The following is a 22,031-nucleotide window of genomic DNA, read 5'->3' as shown; positions in this document are numbered from 1 at the left end:
TAAAAGTGTGAAAAATCACTCTTTCTTTCTGAATAAAATCAAGTATAATAAGAGCATAGCAAACAAAATACATTTTAAAGTGCTAAATAGTTCGTGAATTGAGGGTAAAAATGAAATCAGATATCGAAATTGCACAAGAATCAATGCCTAAACCGATTATTGAAATTGCTGAACCACTTGGTTTAACAGGCGATGACCTGGAACTTTATGGCAAGTATAAAGCAAAAATCGAATGGTCGGCAATCACCGAAAAAGCAAACAATCCGCTGGGTAAACTCATTTTAGTCACAGCGATCAGTCCGACACCCGCTGGAGAAGGCAAGTCAACCGTGACCATTGGACTTGCAGATGCGTTAAATCAAATCGGCAAGCAAACCGTCATCGCCTTACGTGAGCCATCTTTAGGACCAGTAATGGGCATAAAAGGCGGCGCCACCGGCGGCGGCAAAGCACAAGTGTTGCCGATGGAGGACATCAACTTACACTTCACTGGCGATATGCATGCGATCACAGCAGCAAACAATGCCTTGTCTGCATTGATCGATAACCATATCCAGCAAGGCAATGAGTTGGGGATCGACGGACGTCGGGTCACATGGAAACGGGTTGTCGATTTGAATGATCGAGCGTTACGACAAGTGATCGTCGGTCTAGGGGGACCGTTACAAGGCGTTCCCCGAGAAGACGGTTTTGACATCACCGTTGCTAGTGAAATCATGGCGATTTTGTGCTTGGCAACAAGCATTGATAATTTAAAAGAGCGATTAGGAAAGATTTTAATTGGTTATTCTTTTGAGAAACAACCGATTTACGTAAAAGATCTGGCGGTCCAAGGTGCTTTAGCCTTACTTTTAAAAGATGCCCTCAAACCGAATCTTGTTCAAACGATTGAAGGAACCCCTGCGCTGATCCATGGCGGACCTTTTGCAAATATCGCTCATGGGTGTAATAGTGTCATCGCAACCGAGACGGCTTTGCACTTAGGCGAATACACGGTGACCGAAGCTGGGTTTGGTGCTGACTTAGGGGCAGAGAAATTTCTTGATATCAAAACACCGAACATATCAAAGGCACCAGATGCGATCGTAGTAGTAGCGACGATCAGAGCACTGAAGATGCATGGTGGGGTCGCTGTGGCTGATTTAGGGACAGAAAACTTAAAAGCATTAGAGTTAGGCTTCAGTAATTTAAAGCGACATGTTGAAAACATGCGTAAATACGGGATTCCAGTTGTCGTTGCGCTTAATGAGTTCTCACAAGACACCGAAGCGGAGCGAACATTAGTCGAAACCATTTGCCAGCAAATCGACGTCACCATCGCACGGACAGCCGTTTGGGCAGACGGTGGTGCAGGTGGAACGGATCTAGCAAAAGCAGTGGTTCAAGTAATCGAGGAAAAACCTGCCAACTATCAACGCTTGTATACCGACGATTTGCCTTTAGCGGATAAAGCATCTTTGATCGTGCGGGAAATCTATGGCGGGGTAGAGGTTGAGTTTGCGCCGAAAGCCAAGGCACAGTTGCAAAGCTTCAAAGAACAAGGCTGGGATCAGCTGCCGATCTGTATGGCAAAAACCCAGTATTCCTTCAGTGATGATCCAAAGCGATTGGGCGCACCAGATGACTTTACAGTAACGATTCGCGAATTCGTGCCAAAATTAGGGGCTGGCTTTATCGTAGCCTTGACAGGTGCCGTGATGACGATGCCAGGATTACCGAAGAAACCTGCCGCCATCAATATGGACGTGACTTCTGATGGCCAAGCGATCGGTCTTTTCTAAAAGAGCTATCACAAACAAAGAAGGCATTCGCGGCATTTGAAACGGAAAAACGGAAAGAGATGATTTGAAAGGACGGGTGCAAGCGGCATTCGTCTTTTTCTCGTTCATTAGACGTGATGGAAGATAAAAGTAGGGATTCTTGTTATAATAATCAAGGAAGCAAGCAAAAGTCTATTTTCTTTCTTTTGATAATCAAGTATACTTAACCAATTGAGGTGATCTTTGTCAATGGAGCTACATCTAACTAGGAGGACTGGTTTTTATGGAATGGGCAGTCCCTTGGAGGTCATGCAAGGAAAAAAAAGAATCGCTGCCATCAATCATCAGCAAACGATTTTTTTGGCGCTGGCTGAGCAGACGCCGATTCGTGTGCGCATGTTTTTTTTAGAAAGTCAGCCTTTTCAGTTACCAAAAGGCCAATCAGCGCTCAAGCTGGAGGTCGTGATGAATCCTGCGCTTAAAAGAATATATATCGGCTTTTATTTAAGCCTTTTTCTCATGATGGGGGTATTGGGCTTATTATCCATCTCCCTTTACTCGTTGCTTTTTGTCGGTGTGTATTTAGTGGCATATTTTGTCTTTGTTTTGATTTATTTAAAAAAAGCGTATCTTATCAAGGAGGTTCCTCATGGCTAGTGGTGCAGATCAATTTTTGAGCAGTTTTAATCGAATCGAAAAGCGGCTTCGTGACGAATTGGATAATCCGCGGAATATGGGTTTTTCTGAAATGGTTCGTCGCTTGTCAAAAAGCAAAAATATCAATGTCAGAAGAGCAGAAGATGATCTATTACAAATGGCTCAGCTGCGCAATGCCATCGTACATGAAAAAATCGGAGAAAACTTTGTCATTGCGGAACCGAATGAATGGGTTGTCAATCGCATCCAAGAAATTGAACGCTCCTTACTGGCACCTGAAAAAGTCATGCCGCGTTTTGCGAAACGAGTGACTGGTTTTGAAAAGCACCTGCCATTACCAGAGTTATTGAAAATCGTTGCCCAAAAGCGCTATTCACAATTTCCGATCTATGATAATGGTCGATTTTTGGGCTTGATCACCTTGCGGATGCTGGGATACTGGTTAGCGAAAGAAAGCCTCCATGGTGAAATCAAGTTGGCAGGCAGAACGGCAGATGAATTATTAGCAGGAGATGGGAAACGATCGAATTATTGTTTCGTGTCGGCTGAAACGACCATCGTAGAAGTGGAAGAATTGTTTCAAAAAAATGCCCTGCTTGAGGCGGTTTTGATCACCAAGGATAAAAATCCGAATGGAAATCTCTTGGGCATCATCCGTCCGCGAGATATTTTTAAAGAAGAAAGAGTGGAAAATTTATGATCGCGTTGTTTTTTTTGTTAAGTGCTGTTGTCATTGGCTTGGATCAATGGCTGAAAATTTGGATCGTTGCCAATTATCAACTGGGTGAAACACATTCTCTGATCGACAATGTGTTGTCCCTGACCTATCTTCAGAATACGGGCGCAGCTTGGAGTATTCTAGAAGGAAAAATCACCTTTTTTGCGATCATCACCGTTATCGCGGTTGCTGTTGTTGTTTACCTATTGTTTCGCTACCAAAAAAGCAGTCTATGGTTTCGTTTCGGACTGGCGTTTGTTCTAGGTGGGGCGATCGGTAATTTTATCGATCGGTTGCAGCATGGCTTTGTGGTCGATATGTTCCAGCTTGATTTTATCAATTTCCCAATTTTCAATATCGCTGATATGTCATTAGTGTTCGGGGTGATCTTGATTTTTATTTATGCACTGGTAGATGACGAAGCAAAAGGGAAACAAGGAGAATCAAATGGAAAAGCAAATTGAAGTAATCATTAAAGAAGAAAAAGGGCGGGTCGACAAAGTGTTGGCTGAACGCTTGCCAAATCATAGTCGGTCACAAATCCAGCAGTGGCTAAAAGAAGATGCGGTCACATTGAAGGGCAAAACGGTTCGGGCAAATTATAAGGTAAAAGCAGGTGATCACTTGATCATCCAAGTACCAGAACCTGAAGTTGTAGACTTACAACCAGAAAATATTCCTTTGACGATCGTCTATCAAGATGCTGATGTGGCAGTCATCAACAAACCGCAAGGGATGGTGGTTCATCCATCCGCTGGGCATCCAAATGGCACCTTGGTTAATGCGTTATTGTACCATATGGATGATTTATCCACGATCAATGATGTTGTTCGGCCAGGAATCGTTCATCGAATCGACAAAGATACGTCGGGTCTGTTAATGATCGCCAAAAATGATCAGGCACATGAGTCGTTAGCGAAACAATTGAAAGACAAAACATCGTTACGCAAGTACGTAGCATTGGTTCATGGTACGATCAGCCACGAAAAAGGCACCATCAATGCACCAATCGGTCGCTCAAAAGTCAATCGCAAAATGCAAGCCGTGATCGAAAATGGCAAACCCGCTGTCACTCACTTCACCGTGTTGGAGCGCTTCGAGCAGTTCACCTTAGTAGAACTACAGCTGGAAACAGGAAGAACCCATCAAATAAGAGTCCACATGCAGTACATCGGTTTTCCGCTAGCTGGCGATCCGCTATATGGACCTAAACGCACGCTAAAAGGCAATGGGCAGTTTTTACATGCCAAGCTTCTAGGCTTCACCCACCCAACAACAGGCGAGTCGCTAGTCTTTGAAGCGCCATTACCAGAGCTGTTCGCCGACACGTTAAAAAAATTGCGAAAAAATGATTGATTTTTTTGTGTGAGAACTGTATAGTAATTGTAACAACTAAATAGCTCCTTTAAATGTAGTCCCGTGAGGCTAAGAAGGAATGAGTAAGCAGACGACTCCCGCGTTGGAGATTCGAACCCTTACTAGATGATAACGTGTACCCAAAATCCACAGAATGGGATTTTAGGCAACGATCGGAAAACATGACTCCTACCTCAAGCAGGTAGGAGTTTTTTTATGTTCAAAATTAGGAGGGAATAACATATGGCAGCGAAAGAAGTAGTAGATGCAGTAACAATGAAACGAGCGTTAACGCGGATCACCTATGAAATTATTGAAAGAAATCGCGGCATTGATAACTTGGTGCTGGTAGGGATCAAAACCCGCGGCATCTATATCGCGCAACGAATAGCAGAACGTTTAAAACAACTAGAAGGCGTAGAAGTACCTGTCGGTGAATTGGACATCACCTTGTACCGAGATGACAAAAAGACAGAAGATGATCCAGAGATCCATTCATCAGACATCCCGACTGCCATTGATGGTAAAGAAGTCATCTTGATCGATGATGTCTTGTTTACAGGACGGACGATTCGGGCAGCTTTGGATGCAATCATGGATATTGGTCGACCAAAAAGAATCTCACTCGCCGTTTTAGTTGACCGCGGTCATCGTGAACTGCCGATTCGGGCAGATTTTGTTGGAAAAAATATTCCAACTGCTTTAAGTGAAGAAATTATCGTGGAGATGGAAGAATCAGATGGTTCTGACCGGATCATGATCAATAAAGAAAACGACTAGGAAGAAGAGTGACAGCAACATGCAGAAGCAAGAATTTCGTAATCCAGACGCAGTTTTAGACATCAAAGATCGGCCCAAAGCACTGCCTTGGTTAGGCCTAAGCTTACAACATCTTTTCACGATGTTTGGGGCAACCGTTTTAGTTCCGATCCTCGTTGGGATCAACCCCAGCATCGCATTAGTTAGTTCAGGTATTGGAACATTGGTTTACTTGGTTACGACGAAAGGGAAGATTCCAGCGTATCTAGGCAGCAGCTTTGCGTTTATCGCAGCGATGCAGATGCTGATGAAATCTGACGGCTACCCAGCTATCGCACAAGGCGCCATCACGACTGGGTTGGTCTACGTGATCGTTTCGATGATCATTAAACGTGCAGGTGCTGCTTGGTTGGATAAGATCTTACCACCGATCATTGTCGGTCCTGTGATTATGGTGATTGGATTAGGGTTAGCCGCTAACGCAGCTCAGAATGCGATGTACAATGACTCAGTCTACGATTTCAAGTACATTCTGGTAGCGTTGGCTACCTTAGGATTAACGATTTTCTTCAATATGTTTCTGCGAGGGTTTTTAGGACTGATTCCGATCCTTCTGGGGATCGTGGGCGGATACTTGATCGCCTTAGCAGCGGGAATCGTCGATGTACAGCCCATCATTGACGCCAACTGGTTTGGCATGCCGAGCTTCGAGATTCCCTTCATTAACTATGAACCAAAACTGTATCTGAATGCGATCACGACGATGGCGCCGATCGCTTTTGTTACCATGACCGAACACATCGGTCATCTGATGGTCTTGAACAAATTAACCAAGCGGAACTTTTTTGAAGAGCCAGGCTTGAACCGAACACTTTTGGGCGATGGTTTTGCTCAAATCGCAGCCGGTCTCGTTGGGGGACCCCCAGTGACAAGTTACGGAGAAAACATCGGGGTTTTAGCCATTACACGCGTCCACAGCGTGTTCGTCATCGGTGGTGCGGCAATTCTAGCCATCGTACTAGGCTTCGTTGGAAAATTAAGCGCATTGATCTTAAGTATTCCTGGTCCAGTCATCTCAGGGATCAGCTTCCTGCTCTTTGGCGTCATCGCTGCCAGCGGGTTAAAAATTTTGATCGACAATAAAATCGATTTTGATCGTAAAAAGAATTTGATCATTGCGTCAGTGATCCTTGTGGTAGGAATCGGCGGGCTTGTCTTCACGGTCGGGACCTTCACCTTATCCGCAATGGCGTTAGCAACTGTCCTAGGAATCTTCTTGAATCTTATTTTACCTGACAGCTCTCGCAGCGAAGAAAAATAACTTGTGCCAACTCATCGTTTAAACAGAATCAAAGGAGGAATTCATTCATGATTATTCAATCCGAAAGAATCAGCTTAAAGCATCTTTTGACGGTCGAAGCATTGACAGACCGTGAGGTGATGGGACTCATCCGCAGAGGACAAGAATTCAAAAGAGGGGCGAAATGGATGCCCCAAAAAGAACAATATTTCGCAACAAATCTCTTTTTTGAGAACAGTACCAGAACCCACAAAAGCTTCGATGTTGCTGAGAAAAAACTAGGGATCGAAGTCATCGAATTTGAAGCCTCCACCAGCTCTGTTCAAAAAGGCGAGACCTTGTATGACACGGTCTTGACGATGTCGGCTTTAGGTGTAGACGTTGCGGTCATTCGCCACGGCGATGAAAACTACTACGACTCTTTGATCCAAAGCAAAACGATCCAGTGCAGTATCATCAATGGCGGGGACGGCAGCGGCCAACACCCAACGCAATGTTTGCTAGATCTGATGACAATCTATGAAGAGTTCGGGCACTTTGACGACTTGAAAGTCGCAATCGTAGGCGACATCACCCACTCACGGGTCGCAAAATCAAACATGCAAATGTTGAAGCGTCTCGGCGCGAAAGTCTTCTTCTCAGGTCCAAAGGAATGGTATGACGAAGAATTTGAAGTATACGGTCACTGGATGCCACTTGACGAATTGGTCGCAGAAGTCGATGTCATGATGATGCTTCGTGTCCAGCACGAGCGCCATGATGGAACGGAAAGCTTTTCAAAAGAAGAATACTTAAAAAATCACGGGTTGACCGTCGAACGCGCCGCAAGAATGAAAGAGCATGCGATCATTATGCACCCAGCACCAGTCAATCGCGATGTGGAGTTAGCTGATGCCTTAGTTGAAAGCTTACGCTCGCGAATCATCACCCAGATGTCCAATGGCGTCTTTGTTCGAATGGCAATTCTTGAAGCGGTGTTGAACGGTAAGGCCTAACAGGCAAAAAGGAATGAATTAGAGGAGGAAGTTTACATGAAAACGCTCATTAAAAACGGTAAAATCATCAAAAAAGACAATCACTGTGTTCCTGCAGCAATTTGGATCGAAGACGGAATCATTCGCGGGATCGGTACAGCATTTCCCGAAACAGATTTTGACGAAGTCATCGATGCCAAGGAGCAATTGATCACACCAGGTTTAGTGGATGTTCATGTACACTTCAGAGAACCGGGCTTTGAATACAAAGAAACAATCGAAACGGGCAGCATGGCAGCCGCTCGTGGCGGGTTTACGACAGTTTGCGCAATGCCAAACCTTGACCCAGTTCCTGATACACCAGAAAAATTAGCAGCTGTTTACGAAAAAATCAACGCAGATGCATCAATCAATGTCTTACAATACGCCCCGATCACCGAAAACTTGCGCAGCGAAACGTTGACGGATGCAGCTGGAATGAAAGCCGCGGGGGCATTTGCCTTAACAAATGACGGTGTCGGGGTTCAGACTGCTGGCACAATGTATTTGGCAATGAAGCAAGCCGCCGAAAATGACTTGGCATTGGTTGCCCATACAGAAGATGATTCCTTACTCTTTGGCGGCGTGATGCATGCTGGTAAAAAAGCGGAAGAACTTGGACTGCCAGGGATCTTGAGTGTAACAGAAGCTTCTCAAATCGCTCGGGATGTGCTTTTGGCGGAAGCAACAGGAGCCCATTACCATGTCTGCCATGTCTCTACGAAAGAAAGTGTTCGAGTGATTCGAGATGCCAAAAAAGCTGGGATCCATGTGACAGCCGAAGTTTCTCCCCACCATTTGCTTCTCATTGATGAAGATATTCCTGCCGATGAAGGCTTTTGGAAAATGAACCCACCGTTACGTGGGCAAGAAGACCGTGAAGCGTTGATCGAAGGTCTGTTGGATGGCACGATCGATTGTATCGCGACGGATCATGCCCCACATGGCTATGAAGAAAAAATGCAAAGCTTTTTAAAAGCACCCTTTGGCATCGTCGGATCAGAATATGCCTTCCAATTGTTGTACACTCATTTTGTGAAAACAGGACGCTTTACTTTGCAGCAGCTAGTGGATTGGATGACCGTGAAACCAGCGTCGCTCTTTGGTCTAAGTGCTGGAACGATGATGGTCGGAGACAAAGCCGACCTGGCAATTTTTGACTTAGAATCAGCTTATAACGTGGATCCTAAGCAATTCCTATCAAAAGGAGTCAATACGCCTTTCGGTGGATGGACGTTATATGGGGATACGAGTTATACATTTGTAAATGGTAAAACAGTATGGCAAAAAGGTGGGCAATAATATGAAGCGTTGGCTTATTTTAGAAGATGGAACATACTTTGAAGGCGAAGGGTTTGGTGCCAGTGTCAATGTTTTTGGTGAGATCGTTTTTACCACAAGCATGACAGGGTATCAAGAAGCCATTACGGATCAAAGCTTTAACGGACAAATCATTACGTTTACGTATCCGATGGTTGGCAATTACGGCGTCAACCGAGACGATTACGAATCAATTTCACCGACTTGTAAAGGGGTCGTTGTGAAAGAACACGCGCGTCTAGCGAGCAATTGGCGGAAACAGCTGACGTTAGACGAATTTTTAAAACGCAAAAATATTCCAGGGATCGCAGGAATCGATACACGAGCGCTGACGAGAAAGATTCGTCAACACGGAACCATGAAAGCGAGTATCGTTGATGCAGGCGATGTCTTTGATCATGCCTTTGATCAATTAAAAGCGGCGGTTTTACCAACCAATCAAGTGGCACAAGTTTCTACCTCAAAACCTTATCCAAGTCCTGGAACGGGTCGCAATATCGTGGTCATCGACTTCGGCTTGAAGCACAGTATTTTACGGGAGTTGTCACGCCGCAACTGCAATTTAACGATTTTACCATACAATACGACAGCGCAAGAAATTTTAGACCTCGCACCAGATGGCGTAATGCTGACGAATGGACCAGGCGATCCCAAAAGCTTGCCAGAAGCAATTAAAATGATACAAGGGATTCAAGGCAAGGTACCAATCTTCGGGATTTGTTTAGGCCATCAGCTCTTCTCATTAGCGAATGGAGCAGATACCTATAAAATGAAATTCGGTCACCGCGGATTAAACCATCCGGTAAGAGAGATCGCCACTGGTCGGATCGATTTTACCTCACAAAACCATGGCTTTGCTGTGGATGAAGCATCCATCGATCCAGAAAAACTAATGGTAACCCACGTCGAAGTGAACGATGGCACGATCGAAGGGGTTCGTCATCGCCGTTACCCAGCATTCAGTGTCCAGTACCACCCAGATGCGGCACCGGGCCCGCATGATGCAGTCCACTTATTTGACGAATTTTTAGAGATGATCGATGCATGGAAGGAGCAGAACTAATATGCCAAAACGTACAGATATCAAGAAAATCATGGTTATCGGTTCTGGACCGATTATTATAGGACAAGCGGCAGAGTTTGATTATGCCGGTACACAAGCTTGTTTAGCTTTACGAGAAGAAGGCTACGAAGTGGTGTTAGTCAATTCGAATCCCGCAACGATCATGACGGACAAAGAAATTGCTGACAAAGTCTACATTGAACCAATCACATTTGAGTTCGTCTCACGGATTTTACGTAAAGAACAGCCTGATGCAATTTTACCGACATTAGGCGGACAAACGGGCTTGAATATGGCGATGGAATTAGCCAACTCAGGTATTTTGGATGAATTAGGAATTGAGTTGCTAGGAACCAAATTAGCAGCAATCGACCAGGCAGAAGACAGAGATTTATTCAAACAATTAATGGAAGAATTGGATCAACCGATCCCAGAATCAGAAATCGTGTCAACGGTGGAAGCAGCAGTTGAATTTGCGAAAAAAATCGGCTTTCCAATCATTGTTCGTCCAGCATTTACGCTAGGGGGAACGGGCGGCGGCATGTGTAACAATGAAGAAGAACTTCGCCAAATCGCTGAAAACGGCTTGAAGCTCTCGCCAGTGACCCAATGCTTGATTGAACGGAGTATTGCTGGATATAAAGAGATTGAATATGAAGTGATGCGAGATTCTGCTGACAACGCGATCGTCGTTTGTAATATGGAAAACTTCGATCCAGTCGGGATCCACACCGGCGATTCCATCGTCTTTGCGCCGAGCCAAACTTTGTCAGACCATGAATACCAAATGTTACGGGATGCCTCATTAAAAATCATCCGCGCGTTAAAAATCGAAGGTGGCTGTAACGTTCAATTGGCGCTTGATCCTCATAGCTTCAACTACTATGTCATTGAAGTAAATCCACGGGTCTCACGTTCCTCTGCGTTAGCAAGTAAAGCTACAGGGTACCCGATTGCCAAACTGGCAGCGAAAATTGCCGTCGGTTTAACATTGGATGAAATGAAAAATCCAGTCACAGAAACGACGTATGCAGAATTTGAACCCGCCCTTGACTATGTCGTCGCAAAAATTCCTCGCTGGCCGTTTGACAAGTTTGAAACTGGGGAACGTCGATTAGGAACACAAATGAAAGCGACTGGTGAAGTGATGGCGATCGGTCGTAATATTGAAGAGTCATTATTAAAAGCCGTTCGTTCATTGGAGATCGGCACACACCATATCGAAATGAAAGAATTAGAAGCTCTTTCTGACAATGATCTGATGGAAAAAGTCATCAAGGCGCAAGATGATCGCCTATTCTACGTCATGGAAGCCATCCGAAGAGGGTACACCATCGAAGATTTGAACGAAATGACGAAAATCGACTTGTTCTTCTTGGATAAGATGCTTCACATCTTTGAGATCGAACAAGCATTAGCAAACGAACCACATTCCCTTGATGTGTTGAAAAAAGCCAAGCAAAACGGCTTTACGGATAAAAAGATTGCTGAGCTGTGGGAAACCACGGAAGCTGAGATCCGCACGCTGCGTCATGAGCAAAAGATTTTGCCCGTCTACAAAATGGTAGATACATGTGCCGCAGAATTTGAATCAGCAACACCTTATTTCTACAGCACCTATGAGTTTGAGAATGAAAGCAAGCGCAGTGAAAAAGAATCTGTTCTTGTCCTAGGTTCTGGACCGATCCGAATCGGACAAGGGGTGGAGTTCGACTATGCAACAGTGCACTCGGTGAAAGCGATCCAAGCTGCTGGCTATGAAGCGATCATCATGAACAGTAATCCTGAAACGGTTTCGACTGACTTTTCTATCTCCGACAAGCTGTACTTTGAACCATTGACCTTAGAGGATGTCTTACACGTCATCGATTTGGAACAACCCATTGGGGTCATCGTCCAATTTGGCGGGCAAACGGCGATCAACTTAGCAGAGCCTTTAGTAAAAGCTGGGGTCAAAATCTTAGGCACCAGCATTGAAGATCTTGATCGTGCCGAAAATCGTGATCTCTTTGAGCAAGCATTACAAGCGCTAGATATTCCGCAACCACCAGGGGATACAGCGACGAACGAACAAGAAGCGATCGCCATCGCTCAAGAAATCGGCTATCCTGTTTTAGTCCGCCCAAGTTATGTCTTAGGGGGACGTGCGATGGAAATCGTGGAAAACCAAGCCGATTTAGAAGATTATATGCGTTATGCAGTGAAAGCATCACCAGAACATCCTGTTTTGGTCGATCGTTACTTGGTCGGTAAAGAATGTGAAGTCGATGCTATCTGTGACGGCAAAACTGTTTTGATTCCTGGAATCATGGAACATATCGAGCGTGCAGGGGTCCATTCAGGAGATTCAATGGCGGTCTATCCACCGCAAAATCTTTCGGATGAACTAATTGCTACGATCGAAGAATATACCAAACGCTTGGCATTAGGTTTAAATTGTATCGGTATGATGAATATCCAATTTGTCATCCATGAGAACAAAGTGTATGTCATTGAAGTAAATCCTCGTGCTAGCCGAACCGTACCATTTTTAAGCAAGGTAACAGAGATCCCAATGGCCCAAATTGCCACGAAGGCGATTCTCGGGGAAGAGATCACAACGTTAGGTTATCAAGACGGACTTGCCCCAACACCAAATGAAGTACACATCAAAGCACCTGTCTTCTCCTTTACAAAACTTTTAAAAGTCGATACTTACTTAGGCCCTGAAATGAAATCAACGGGTGAAGTAATGGGATCAGACAAAGATTTGGCAAAAGCACTTTATAAAGCTTTTGAGGCATCAGGCCTGCATATTCCTGAATTTGGAAAAGCACTTTTCACCGTTGCAGACGAAAGCAAAGAAGAGGCAGCAGCACTGGCAGCGCGTTTCGTAGAGGTCGGCTTCACCTTATTGGCTACCAATGGAACTGCCGATTACTTTGAAGAAAAAGGACTACAAGTGACTCGGGTTGCCAAGATTTCCGAACCGCAAGCAGAAGAAACGGTTGTTGATTTGATCCGTAAAGGAACGACCCAAGTAGTAGTCAATACCATGGACAAAGATCGCCAAAATGCAACGGAAGACGGATTTATCATCCGCCGAGAAGCGGTGGAACATGGTGTACCGACCTTTACTTCTCTTGATACAGCGGATGCGATTCTAAAAGTGATGGAATCCCGCAGTTTTTCAACGAAAGCAATTTAACGCAGATAAAGGAGTTTTTTGATGAAGCAAGAAATCATGACCATCAGCAAACAGCGTCAACTGGCACCGCGGATTTTTGAAATGACATTGACGGGTGAATTAGTCAATGAGATGAGGACCCCAGGGCAATTTCTACACCTGCGGGTTCCTCAAAATGCCTTTCTTCTTCGCCGACCGATCAGTATCAATCATATCGATGCTGAGAAAAAAGAATGCCGAATCATTTATCGGGTCGAAGGAGATGGCACAAGAATTTTTTCAGAAATGACTGTTGGTGATCCAATCGATGTGATGGGGCCGTTAGGAAATGGGTTTCGCTATCATCATTTAAACCAAGGGGACACTGCATTTATCGTAGGGGGCGGTATCGGTGTACCGCCGCTCTATGAATTATCGAAACGCCTGACGCAACAAGGCGTCCACGTCATTCACTTTTTGGGCTTTGCCAGCAAAGACGTCATGTATTATGAAGAGGAATTTCGCGCACTGGGAGATACGAGGATCGCTACCGATGATGGCAGCGCGGGTTTACAAGGAAATGTTGGCAACCTGTTATTAGCTGCAGAGCAAACACCTGCGGCGGTCTTTGCTTGCGGAAATAACGGTCTTTTAAAAACCACCGCCCAGCTTTTCGAAGACCTTCCAGATGTTCAATTATCCATGGAGGCGCGAATGGCTTGCGGGATGGGTGCCTGTTATGCCTGTGTTTGCCATACGAAAGATGATGAACAAGGCACAAAAAGTGTCAAAGTTTGTGACGAAGGGCCTGTATTTCAGGCGAGAAAGGTGGTCATTTAATGTCGATCAATGTCGAGCTACCAGGATTGAGTCTAAAAAATCCGATCATGCCTGCCAGCGGCTGTTTTGGGTTTGGTGCAGAATATGATAAATATTATGACATCAGTCAATTAGGTGCGGTGATGATCAAAGCGACCACACCTGAACCACGTTTTGGCAATCCGACCCCAAGGGTAGCAGAAACGCCTAGCGGTATGTTAAATGCCATCGGGTTGCAAAATCCTGGGTTAGAAGCGGTCATGAATCAAATTTTACCCGACTTAGCTCAAAAACACCCCGATTTGCCAATCATCGCGAATGTTGCCGGTTCGACCGTCGAAGATTATGTTCTTGTGTGTCAGGAAATCAGTCAGGTAGAAAATGTCAAAGCGATCGAATTGAATATCTCTTGCCCGAACGTCAAGCATGGCGGCATCACGTTCGGAACCGATCCTGTGGTTGCTGGTGCATTGACTGAAGCGGTCAAAAAAGTCTCGCAAGTGCCGATCTATGTCAAACTTTCGCCGAATGTGACGGATATCGTCCCGATTGCGCAAGCGATCGAAGCAGGCGGCACCGACGGGTTTACGATGATCAATACACTTTTAGGCATGCGGATCGATCTAAAAACACGGAAACCAATTTTAGCTAACCAAACGGGGGGCTTGTCTGGTCCGTCAATCAAACCAGTGGCGATTCGCCTGATCAAACAAGTGGCGCAAGTTTCTCAATTACCAATTATTGGCATGGGGGGCGTGATGTCAGTGGATGATGTCCTTGAAATGTATCTGGCAGGTGCTAGTGCTGTTGCAGTCGGAACCGCAAACTTTACTGATCCTTACATTTGCCCAAAGTTGATTGAAGAATTGCCTATACGAATGGCAGAATTAGGAATCCCTTCTTTGGAACAGCTGATAAAAGAAGTGAGAGAGGAGCACATGTGATGAGTGAACGGCCAATTATTGCCTTAGATTTTCCTAACAAACAGGCTATTGAAACTTTTTTAGCGCAATTTCCTATGGAGGAAAAGTTGTTTGTGAAAGTGGGAATGGAGATTTTCTACCAAGAAGGACCAGCGATCGTTACTTGGTTAAAAGACTGTGGTCATGATATTTTTTTAGATTTAAAACTACATGATATTCCCAATACAGTAGGACGAGCAATGGAACGCTTAGCTTCTTTAGGTGTGGCTTTGACGAATGTTCATGCAGCCGGTGGGATCGAAATGATGACTGCTGCTAAAAAAGGCCTGCAGCAAGGAACCCCCGCAGGGCACAAAGTTCCTGATTTGATTGCAGTTACCCAATTGACCTCCACTAGTGAGGCACAAATGCATCATGATCAGCAGATCATGACGTCACTGCAAGAAAGTGTCATGCATTACGCCACTTGTGCCCAAAAAGCTGGGTTAGACGGTGTTGTTTGCTCCGCTCACGAAGCAAAGCAGATCAAACAAAGGACAACGGATGCCTTCATACGCTTGACGCCTGGTATCCGACCAGCTGGCAGTGAAGTTGGTGATCAAAAACGGATCATGACACCTGCACAAGCTCGTAAAGCAGGGGCTACCATGATCGTTGTGGGACGTCCAATCACCCAATCTAAGGTACCGTATGAAAGTTATCTGCAAATAAAACAAGAATGGAAGGAAGCTAGCCAATGAAAGAACAATCCAATCAAATCGCCAAAGATCTTTTAGACATCGAGGCGATTTTCTTACGACCGAATGAACCATTTACTTGGGCAAGCGGCATCAAAAGCCCTATTTACTGCGACAATCGAATTACTATGAGTTATCCACATGTACGTCGCGCCATTGCGAAAGGCTTAGCTGCAGTCATCAAAACGACTTACCCAGAAGCAGAAGTGATTGCAGGGACCGCAACAGCTGGGATTCCCCATGCTGCATGGGTCGCTGAATTGTTAGATTTGCCAATGGTTTATATTCGCAGCAAAGCAAAAGAACACGGTAAAGGCAATCAAATTGAAGGGCGTATTCAACCAAATCAAAAAATGGTCGTCATTGAAGATTTATTGTCAACAGGTGGCAGTGTCTTAGAAGCTTGTGAAGCAGCCAAAAGAGAAGGAGCCGATGTATTAGGCGTCGCTGCGATCTTTACTTACGAGCTGCCTCAAGTCCAAGAAAATTTTGATCAAGCAGGTTTATCCTATGTGACTTTGACAAACTATACAGCGTTGATCGAGTCGGCTTTAGAAACGGGTGCTATTCAAGAATCTGATGTTGCCCTGTTACAAGAGTGGCGTAAAGATCCTGCTGCTTGGTTGAGTGAATAAGGAATTGAAATAAGAAACGGATATGTGAGGGAATGACCAAGCATATTCGTTTTATTTTTACCTATTTTCTGATAGCATTGGGAGAAAGTTTTTTGATAGGAAGGGCTATACCTTGCTGTCAACTTGAATTAGGAGGCTGTTTTTTTTGAAAAGAAATATGGACGTTCCCTGGAGTTATTCCGGAGACAATGGACCTGAACATTGGCACACTTTGTGCGACTGGTATGCACAAGGTGCCGAATTTCCTTACCAATCCCCAATCGCTTTAGTCCACGATGAGACCGAAGAACCCATCGATCAGGACTTGGCTTTTCACTATAAACGAGAGCGGTTCACGGAAAAAGAATTCAAAAATACGATTCACTTCGTTCCTTATAACAAAGAAAGCTATGTCACATTTAAAGGGATCAACTACTATTTGACGGATATTCATTTTCACATGCCATCTGAACACATTATCGATGACGAGCAGCAAGAGTTAGAGTTTCACCTCGTTCATATGAATGATGACGGAGAAAACTTGGTGGTGGGTATCTTATTCAAACTGACGGATAAACTCAACTGGATCTGCAATCAGCAAGACGACAGCATCTGGGACTTTGAGAACCACACCCAATGGTTTGATCCGAGCATGTTCTTGCCAGAACGTACCCACCATTTTCATTATGTTGGTTCCTTGACGACCCCACCAACGAAAGGGCCAATCAACTGGTTTGTCTTTGACTGGATTGGGGAGATGAGCCGTCGCTTCATTTTAGAATTCCGCGAAGAAGTATTAGAAAATAATAATCGCCCATTACAAGACCGCAAAGATCGGCCTATTTATTTCTATTGATTTATAAAAATGGTTCCTTTTACGTATTTTTTTCGGACTTCTCTTCTGATTATCCTATAAAACCCGACGTAGTGGGAACCTTCAAGCAATACAATAGTTTAAAACGAACGGAAAAAAAGACGAGAATCCTCGTCTTTTTTTTATTTTCATAGGCATCGAGCACAAAGACTATGCTAAACTAATCAATAAGCAGGTTTTAAGTATTCGTTTTATTGTGAAATAAAACACAATTGAATCAATTGAAAAAGAGCAGACACGGTAAAGCTTTTTTAGCGAATTATTTTATAGTAAAAGAAAGGAAATTCATATGCATGCATGGGAGGCAATCCAAAAATCAATCGATTATATTGAAGACAATCTTACCGAGCCGTTAGAGATCGAAACGTTGGCGCAAGTTGCATCATTGTCCGTTTTTTATTATCAGCGCTTATTCACTCGTTTGGTTAAAATTTCTGTTAGGGAATATATAAAACTGCGTCGTTTGGCAAGAGGTGCGCTTTTATTGAAAAACCAAAAGAAGCGAGTCATTGATGTCGCTTTTGAAGTCGGCTTTAGCAGTCATGCCGTTTTTTCAAGAACGTTTAAAACGGTCTATAGAATTTCACCCTCGCTTTATCAGAAAAAGCCCATTGGCTTACAAAACTTTGATAAGCCAGATCTTTCATTAGGCTATATTGTGACGGAAGAGGGTATCCCATTGATCAGTGAAGGGGTTGTTTTAGAAATCCAGAAAAAAAGCAATCCGCATCCACTGGTCTTCTATGGGATCGTCGGTTACTACCCATTCAACTATGGGAAAATGCTAGGGCAACGAACAGGGATCGACCCGATTGAAGAAATTTGGCATAAATTTCTTCAAAAGATTGCCAATCAACCGGGAAAAGCCAACTACCAGATCGGTGTTTCGTTTCCAGGAGATGCGCCAGAAGGCTATTCGAGTTACTTTGTTGGCCAAGTAGGTGATGACTCACAGGGATCGACCTTCAGTGAATGGACGCTACCGGCTCGGGATTACGTTGTTTGCAGTTTTGATACGATTTCAGAGCAACTGATCATCAATATGGGGAAGGCGATGCGCTATACCCGTTTCTGGTTAAAGAAGAAGGGGTGGATTGCTGAGGATTTTTTCCCTGAGCTTTATCAAGAAAGAGAAAATCATGTCGTTCATGTTGAATTATGGATTCCTTTTAAAAAAAGAAGTGAGATGTAAGGAGGAACAGTACAATGACTCAGTTTGAAGAAGGAGTAAAACTACTTGAAGAAAAATTCGGACATTTTAAAGACAATGTGATCGCCCTTGCCACGACTGCTTGTAACGAGAATGACAAGGGAGAAACACAGCCAGTCGTCCGAGAAGTAGATGCTTTTTATGAAGACGGCGTTTTTTACGTGTCAACTCATGAGCAATCAAACAAAATGAAGCAAATCAGTAAGAATTCAGCAGTTGCGATTGCTGTCAGTGGTGAATGGTTTACTGCGATCGGTCAAGGAGAGAATTTAGGGTGGGTGCTAGATCCTAAAAATGCAGAATTAAGAAGCAAAATTCGCAAAGCCTTTGTCTGGTACGACGAAGTTAACAATGAGGATGATAAAGGCTGTTGTTTTCTAGCGATCCGTTTGACCAAAGGAACGTTGAATATCAATCACTGGGAAAAGCTGTATCATTTTGATTTTGAGAAGAAAGTCACTATGGAGGATGGCGGGATTTATTAGCCAGCAGAGCCTATTAGCCGCAAGTGATGTTCAATTGCCATTCTAGCGGATCTAGCAGATATGTTGATGGCTGAATTCTGAGAAGGCTTGCCTTTTGTGATACAAGCTAAGCAAAATTGTTGCTGAAAGAGCAGTAGATAGAACGAAAAAGCATAAAAACCGATCACAAGCGCTGCGAAGAGGCACGCGCTTGTGATCGGTTTTTTGATTGATTACTTTATGATTTTTGATCCGAATAAACTTAGAAACAGCTAGGACTGTTTTAATCTCAAAATTCCCTCATCAGGTGTCACAAAAAGTGTTTTTTGATTCTCATAAATGACGAATCCAGGCTTGGCACCATTCGGTTTCCGAATATGTTTGACTTGCACGTAGTCCACTGGTACTTGGGCAGATTGACGATATTTTGAGAAATATGCGGCAAGCTCTGCAGCTTCCATTAAGGTTGTCTCACTAGGATCATCCGAACGAATGATGACATGAGAGCCAGGAATATTTTTGGTATGCAGCCAGATATCACTCTTACGAGCTGTTTTTAAGGTCAGTTGGTCATTTTGTAAATTGTTTTTTCCGACGAAAATTTCAGTTCCGTCTGAAGAAAGAAATCGTTCTGGTTGCGAAGGAGCAGCTTTTTTACGCTGTTTCGCCCGATTTTTGACATAGCCTTGTGCGATCAGTTCTTCCCGAATAACCGCCAGATCCATGGGATAGGCGATTTCTAATTGGGCTAACACGGATTCGAGATACGCGATTTCTTCTTTCGTTTCGGCAATCTGCTGATGGATCAGTTTGACTGCATTTTTTAATTTCTGGTAACGTTGAAAATATTTCTGAGCATTTTGATTGGGAGAAAGAGCAGGATCGAGTTTGATCGTCAAAAGCCGATTCTCATCATAGTAATTTTCCAAATCAACTGAAGCAGCACCACGGGGGACTTGATTCATAAAGGTCGTCAAAAGCTCACCTTTTTGACGGAATTCTTCGGCGTTTTCTGAATCAATCAACGTTTGTTGGCGTTTCTTTAACTTCAACTGGTTCCGTTTCAGTTCATTCTCAATTTTTTTCAGTAATTCGCCACCTTGTTGTTTGACCCGATCTCTTTCCGCCTTGTCGTGATAAAACGCATCTAAAAGCTCACTCAGACTCTGATAATGGGTGACAGTGGTGGTCGCATCGATCAATGATGGATAGGGAATTGGTGTAAAATATTCCTTTTTCTCTGACTGGAGATAACTTGGTACTAGCTCCTTGGTAAGCTCTGTAAAGAAAGCTTCCCACTGACGCAGTTTTTCATTGGGATTGGCATTGATTCGAGCGATCAATTCTTCTGCTGTATCGCGGCCTAAGCCTTGGAATCGTTGTTGAAGTTCTTTTGCCGTCAATGGATCAAGAGTAGATAATTCTTCAAAAATTTTGGTGCGAGAGGCTGTGAAAGGATTAAGCGTCGATTGCTTTGGTGGTGCAACATAGACAGCACCTGGCAATAAGGTACGATACGTATTTTGTGAATGACCAATGTGTTTGATCGTATCGACGATTTTTCCGCTCGTCTTATTCATTAATAAAATCGTACTGTGACGGCCCATTAGTTCGACGATCAAGACGAGGGCTTGCAAATCACCTAATTCATCTCGTCGCGTGAAATGAAAATGGATCACACGGTCATTGTCGATTTGTTCGATTGATTCTAAGATCGCCCCTTCTAAATATTTCCGTAGCATCATCAAGAAATTCGGTGGGGTTTCTGGATTGCTATAGGCGATCGTTGTGCATTGTACACGAGCATAGGTGGGGTGTGCGGATAGCAAAAGTTTGTGATTTTTCCCTTGGGAACGAATCACAAATACGACCTCATTTTCATAAGGTTGATGAATTTTGTTTACACGTCCACTGGTTAATTGATTTTGTAATTCTTGGACCATTAAATGGGTAAAGACACCATCAAAAGACATATTGTTTCCCTCTTTTCTTTTAAGGATAGTTTGACTGAGGGATTGATCCTTCCAATGTCAAATATTCCTATCTATTATACCGAAGAATCCAAAGAAAAGCCATGGCAGCTAGCTTTCCTTTTTCTTGGTAGGTTGGTGATCGGTGGTTTGCAGTGCACGCTCGATTTCCTTATTCAAGAAATAAGAGATGACTGTCCGAATAATAACGACGGCAGCTAGACGTACGATGTCTTCGAAAGTAGGGTGGATGATCGTCTCAATAATATCTGCTGCAATCAAGATCTCCAGACCTAATAAGACATAGCTCCCTAAATAATTGCGGATAAAATTATTCTCTCTGGCTGCCACCAATCGATCCTTTTCTGTTAATTCGTAGCGCACAAAGTCAATGCCTGCGATCAATACACCCCAAACGATGACAAAAATGGAGAGAAAGTTCAAACAGACAACGATGAAATCGAAGATTGGATTGGCTCCAGACATCAATGAATCAGCTAGATTATGCATAATGACTCCTTTACCGTTTTCTTTTATCTTACCGAATTATCAAAGAAATGTGAAGTTTCTTGACGTTCTAGGAGGGAATTGATAGTATGAATTAATAGTAGGATTTTTAAAAAAGGTGGGCAAATTATGGAACAAGTTAGGAACTTTGTTCATTACACGAAAGAAAAAATAGTTGAAAGCTGGCAAGCTTTTTTAGATGATCTTTATCGAGATCAGAAAAAAACGATTTTCACGCTGATCGGGGGAATTCTTTTCGCACTGGTCTTCGCAGGTTTGATCGTCTTTTCTCAAAATCGTATCAATGCTTCTTTAGTGGATCGGATCGCTTTTGACAAGCTGCCGTCAGAAAAAGTACAGCCATTGCCTTATCTGACTGCAGACAAGACGATTCGTGAAACACGAGCGATCTCGGTGATGTTTAGTAAGCCCAACGGACCTCAACTCGATCAAGTATTTGATCTGATCCAAGCGCAAGAAGATGAGCTGAATCGGACATTTTTTTATTATCCAATCGTCTATGATGCGGCTTTTTTCTCCAATGAATACAGCGTTGATCCTGATAAAGTGACGTTTGTTTTTTATGAAGAAGGGGTTGAGAAAAATCGCTTTACCTTTGATTCATTTGAGCAGCCAACGACGGAATTCATCCCAGAATTGAATCGTTTACCGATGTGGACGATTCGTTCTTCCGCCAATGATCGATAAAAAAATCTGACAATTTGACAGAAAATTGTTGACGTTTTTTTATCAATAAGCTAAACTGAATTCAATCAAGAAAGAAAACAAGTTGAGAAGGAGGAACAATCATGAAACTATTTA

Annotated in this window: 21 protein-coding genes; 19 read left to right on the top strand and 2 right to left on the bottom strand. The window is 43.7% G+C overall.

Features of this window, described 5'->3' with window-relative positions; translation table 11 throughout:
* Positions 1 to 110 precede the first annotated feature (110 nt).
* The 18 genes from A5867_RS10045 (at position 111) to A5867_RS09960 (ending at position 18,753) form a co-directional block, all read left to right on the top strand.
* On the top strand, positions 111 to 1,781 hold the full coding sequence (locus A5867_RS10045) for a formate--tetrahydrofolate ligase (protein WP_087627531.1): 1,671 nt from the start codon (positions 111 to 113) through the stop codon (positions 1,779 to 1,781).
* A 228-nt stretch (positions 1,782 to 2,009) separates the two neighbouring features.
* A complete protein-coding gene (locus tag A5867_RS10040) occupies positions 2,010 to 2,417 on the top strand; it encodes a hypothetical protein (protein ID WP_087627530.1) in 408 nt (135 codons plus the stop codon).
* The gene (locus A5867_RS10035) at positions 2,410 to 3,117 is read left to right on the top strand and encodes a CBS domain-containing protein (RefSeq protein WP_005226123.1); all 708 of its coding nucleotides are present in this window, start codon (positions 2,410 to 2,412) and stop codon (positions 3,115 to 3,117) included. Before A5867_RS10040 ends, A5867_RS10035 begins: the two co-directional genes overlap by 8 nt.
* Entirely contained in the window at positions 3,114 to 3,599 is a 486-nt protein-coding gene (gene lspA, locus A5867_RS10030; RefSeq protein ID WP_005226122.1) for a signal peptidase II, read from the top strand. Before A5867_RS10035 ends, lspA begins: the two co-directional genes overlap by 4 nt.
* Complete coding sequence (locus tag A5867_RS10025) at positions 3,583 to 4,491, top strand: RluA family pseudouridine synthase (protein WP_087627529.1); 909 nt, start codon at positions 3,583 to 3,585, stop codon at positions 4,489 to 4,491. Before lspA ends, A5867_RS10025 begins: the two co-directional genes overlap by 17 nt.
* Positions 4,492 to 4,734: 243 nt before the next feature.
* On the top strand, positions 4,735 to 5,271 hold the full coding sequence (gene pyrR / locus A5867_RS10020; RefSeq protein ID WP_005231374.1) for a bifunctional pyr operon transcriptional regulator/uracil phosphoribosyltransferase PyrR: 537 nt from the start codon (positions 4,735 to 4,737) through the stop codon (positions 5,269 to 5,271).
* A gap of 19 nt (positions 5,272 to 5,290) precedes the next feature.
* Positions 5,291 to 6,571 (top strand): solute carrier family 23 protein, encoded by a 1,281-nt coding sequence (locus A5867_RS10015; RefSeq protein ID WP_005226119.1) that lies wholly within the window; start codon positions 5,291 to 5,293, stop codon positions 6,569 to 6,571.
* A 47-nt stretch (positions 6,572 to 6,618) separates the two neighbouring features.
* The gene (locus A5867_RS10010; protein ID WP_005226118.1) at positions 6,619 to 7,545 is read left to right on the top strand and encodes an aspartate carbamoyltransferase catalytic subunit; all 927 of its coding nucleotides are present in this window, start codon (positions 6,619 to 6,621) and stop codon (positions 7,543 to 7,545) included.
* 36 nt (positions 7,546 to 7,581) lie between these two features.
* Entirely contained in the window at positions 7,582 to 8,865 is a 1,284-nt protein-coding gene (locus tag A5867_RS10005) for a dihydroorotase (protein ID WP_005226117.1), read from the top strand.
* Between the two features lies 1 nt (position 8,866).
* Positions 8,867 to 9,946: a carbamoyl phosphate synthase small subunit gene (locus tag A5867_RS10000; protein WP_010748372.1), complete on the top strand. Its 1,080-nt coding sequence runs from the start codon at positions 8,867 to 8,869 to the stop codon at positions 9,944 to 9,946.
* Position 9,947: 1 nt separating this feature from the next.
* Positions 9,948 to 13,133 carry a carbamoyl-phosphate synthase large subunit gene (gene carB / locus A5867_RS09995; protein ID WP_087627528.1) on the top strand — a complete coding sequence of 1,062 codons (3,186 nt, stop codon included), beginning with the start codon at positions 9,948 to 9,950 and terminating at the stop codon, positions 13,131 to 13,133.
* 21 nt (positions 13,134 to 13,154) lie between these two features.
* Positions 13,155 to 13,931 carry a dihydroorotate dehydrogenase electron transfer subunit gene (locus A5867_RS09990; protein ID WP_005226114.1) on the top strand — a complete coding sequence of 259 codons (777 nt, stop codon included), beginning with the start codon at positions 13,155 to 13,157 and terminating at the stop codon, positions 13,929 to 13,931.
* Positions 13,931 to 14,854, top strand: a complete 924-nt coding sequence (locus A5867_RS09985) for a dihydroorotate dehydrogenase (protein WP_087627527.1) — start codon at positions 13,931 to 13,933, stop codon at positions 14,852 to 14,854. The genes A5867_RS09990 and A5867_RS09985 overlap by 1 nt, the downstream gene beginning before the upstream one ends.
* Positions 14,854 to 15,573, top strand: coding sequence for an orotidine-5'-phosphate decarboxylase (gene pyrF / locus A5867_RS09980; protein WP_087627526.1), 720 nt, complete (start codon positions 14,854 to 14,856; stop codon positions 15,571 to 15,573). Before A5867_RS09985 ends, pyrF begins: the two co-directional genes overlap by 1 nt.
* Positions 15,570 to 16,205, top strand: coding sequence for an orotate phosphoribosyltransferase (pyrE, locus tag A5867_RS09975; protein ID WP_005226111.1), 636 nt, complete (start codon positions 15,570 to 15,572; stop codon positions 16,203 to 16,205). Before pyrF ends, pyrE begins: the two co-directional genes overlap by 4 nt.
* 157 nt (positions 16,206 to 16,362) lie before the next feature.
* Entirely contained in the window at positions 16,363 to 17,040 is a 678-nt protein-coding gene (locus A5867_RS09970) for a carbonic anhydrase family protein (RefSeq protein ID WP_017144366.1), read from the top strand.
* Positions 17,041 to 17,347: 307 nt separating this feature from the next.
* Positions 17,348 to 18,250, top strand: coding sequence for an AraC family transcriptional regulator (locus A5867_RS09965; protein ID WP_087627525.1), 903 nt, complete (start codon positions 17,348 to 17,350; stop codon positions 18,248 to 18,250).
* 14 nt (positions 18,251 to 18,264) lie between these two features.
* Positions 18,265 to 18,753 (top strand): pyridoxamine 5'-phosphate oxidase family protein, encoded by a 489-nt coding sequence (locus A5867_RS09960; protein WP_060791939.1) that lies wholly within the window; start codon positions 18,265 to 18,267, stop codon positions 18,751 to 18,753.
* A 251-nt stretch (positions 18,754 to 19,004) separates the two neighbouring features.
* On the opposite strand, the gene efbA is transcribed toward A5867_RS09960, so the two are convergent.
* Together efbA and A5867_RS09950 are read right to left on the bottom strand one after the other, a co-directional pair.
* Positions 19,005 to 20,705 carry a fibronectin-binding protein EfbA gene (gene efbA / locus A5867_RS09955; protein ID WP_087627524.1) on the bottom strand — a complete coding sequence of 567 codons (1,701 nt, stop codon included), beginning with the start codon at positions 20,703 to 20,705 and terminating at the stop codon, positions 19,005 to 19,007.
* 108 nt (positions 20,706 to 20,813) lie between these two features.
* Positions 20,814 to 21,212 (bottom strand): DUF1622 domain-containing protein, encoded by a 399-nt coding sequence (locus A5867_RS09950; RefSeq protein ID WP_010748365.1) that lies wholly within the window; start codon positions 21,210 to 21,212, stop codon positions 20,814 to 20,816.
* Positions 21,213 to 21,338: 126 nt separating this feature from the next.
* On the opposite strand from A5867_RS09950, the gene A5867_RS09945 reads away from it, so the two are divergent.
* Positions 21,339 to 21,917, top strand: a complete 579-nt coding sequence (locus tag A5867_RS09945) for a hypothetical protein (protein WP_010748364.1) — start codon at positions 21,339 to 21,341, stop codon at positions 21,915 to 21,917.
* Positions 21,918 to 22,031 lie beyond the last annotated feature (114 nt).

The organism is Enterococcus sp. 6D12_DIV0197, assembly GCF_002174385.1.
Taxonomy (GTDB): domain Bacteria; phylum Bacillota; class Bacilli; order Lactobacillales; family Enterococcaceae; genus Enterococcus_D; species Enterococcus_D casseliflavus.
This window is presented reverse-complemented; position numbering and strand designations above follow the sequence as displayed.

Excerpts from the sequence above, each read along its gene's own strand:
- A5867_RS10045 (WP_087627531.1), top strand. The coding sequence starts at position 111 with ATGAAATCAGATATCGAAATTGCACAAGAATCAATGCCTAAACCGATT.
- A5867_RS10040 (WP_087627530.1), top strand. The coding sequence starts at position 2,010 with ATGGAGCTACATCTAACTAGGAGGACTGGTTTTTATGGAATGGGCAGT.
- A5867_RS10035 (WP_005226123.1), top strand. The coding sequence starts at position 2,410 with ATGGCTAGTGGTGCAGATCAATTTTTGAGCAGTTTTAATCGAATCGAA.
- lspA (WP_005226122.1), top strand. The coding sequence starts at position 3,114 with ATGATCGCGTTGTTTTTTTTGTTAAGTGCTGTTGTCATTGGCTTGGAT.
- A5867_RS10025 (WP_087627529.1), top strand. The coding sequence starts at position 3,583 with ATGGAAAAGCAAATTGAAGTAATCATTAAAGAAGAAAAAGGGCGGGTC.
- pyrR (WP_005231374.1), top strand. The coding sequence starts at position 4,735 with ATGGCAGCGAAAGAAGTAGTAGATGCAGTAACAATGAAACGAGCGTTA.
- A5867_RS10015 (WP_005226119.1), top strand. The coding sequence starts at position 5,291 with ATGCAGAAGCAAGAATTTCGTAATCCAGACGCAGTTTTAGACATCAAA.
- A5867_RS10010 (WP_005226118.1), top strand. The coding sequence starts at position 6,619 with ATGATTATTCAATCCGAAAGAATCAGCTTAAAGCATCTTTTGACGGTC.
- A5867_RS10005 (WP_005226117.1), top strand. The coding sequence starts at position 7,582 with ATGAAAACGCTCATTAAAAACGGTAAAATCATCAAAAAAGACAATCAC.
- A5867_RS10000 (WP_010748372.1), top strand. The coding sequence starts at position 8,867 with ATGAAGCGTTGGCTTATTTTAGAAGATGGAACATACTTTGAAGGCGAA.
- carB (WP_087627528.1), top strand. The coding sequence starts at position 9,948 with ATGCCAAAACGTACAGATATCAAGAAAATCATGGTTATCGGTTCTGGA.
- A5867_RS09990 (WP_005226114.1), top strand. The coding sequence starts at position 13,155 with ATGAAGCAAGAAATCATGACCATCAGCAAACAGCGTCAACTGGCACCG.
- A5867_RS09985 (WP_087627527.1), top strand. The coding sequence starts at position 13,931 with ATGTCGATCAATGTCGAGCTACCAGGATTGAGTCTAAAAAATCCGATC.
- pyrF (WP_087627526.1), top strand. The coding sequence starts at position 14,854 with ATGAGTGAACGGCCAATTATTGCCTTAGATTTTCCTAACAAACAGGCT.
- pyrE (WP_005226111.1), top strand. The coding sequence starts at position 15,570 with ATGAAAGAACAATCCAATCAAATCGCCAAAGATCTTTTAGACATCGAG.
- A5867_RS09970 (WP_017144366.1), top strand. The coding sequence starts at position 16,363 with ATGGACGTTCCCTGGAGTTATTCCGGAGACAATGGACCTGAACATTGG.
- A5867_RS09965 (WP_087627525.1), top strand. The coding sequence starts at position 17,348 with ATGCATGCATGGGAGGCAATCCAAAAATCAATCGATTATATTGAAGAC.
- A5867_RS09960 (WP_060791939.1), top strand. The coding sequence starts at position 18,265 with ATGACTCAGTTTGAAGAAGGAGTAAAACTACTTGAAGAAAAATTCGGA.
- efbA (WP_087627524.1), bottom strand. The coding sequence starts at position 20,705 with ATGTCTTTTGATGGTGTCTTTACCCATTTAATGGTCCAAGAATTACAA.
- A5867_RS09950 (WP_010748365.1), bottom strand. The coding sequence starts at position 21,212 with ATGCATAATCTAGCTGATTCATTGATGTCTGGAGCCAATCCAATCTTC.
- A5867_RS09945 (WP_010748364.1), top strand. The coding sequence starts at position 21,339 with ATGGAACAAGTTAGGAACTTTGTTCATTACACGAAAGAAAAAATAGTT.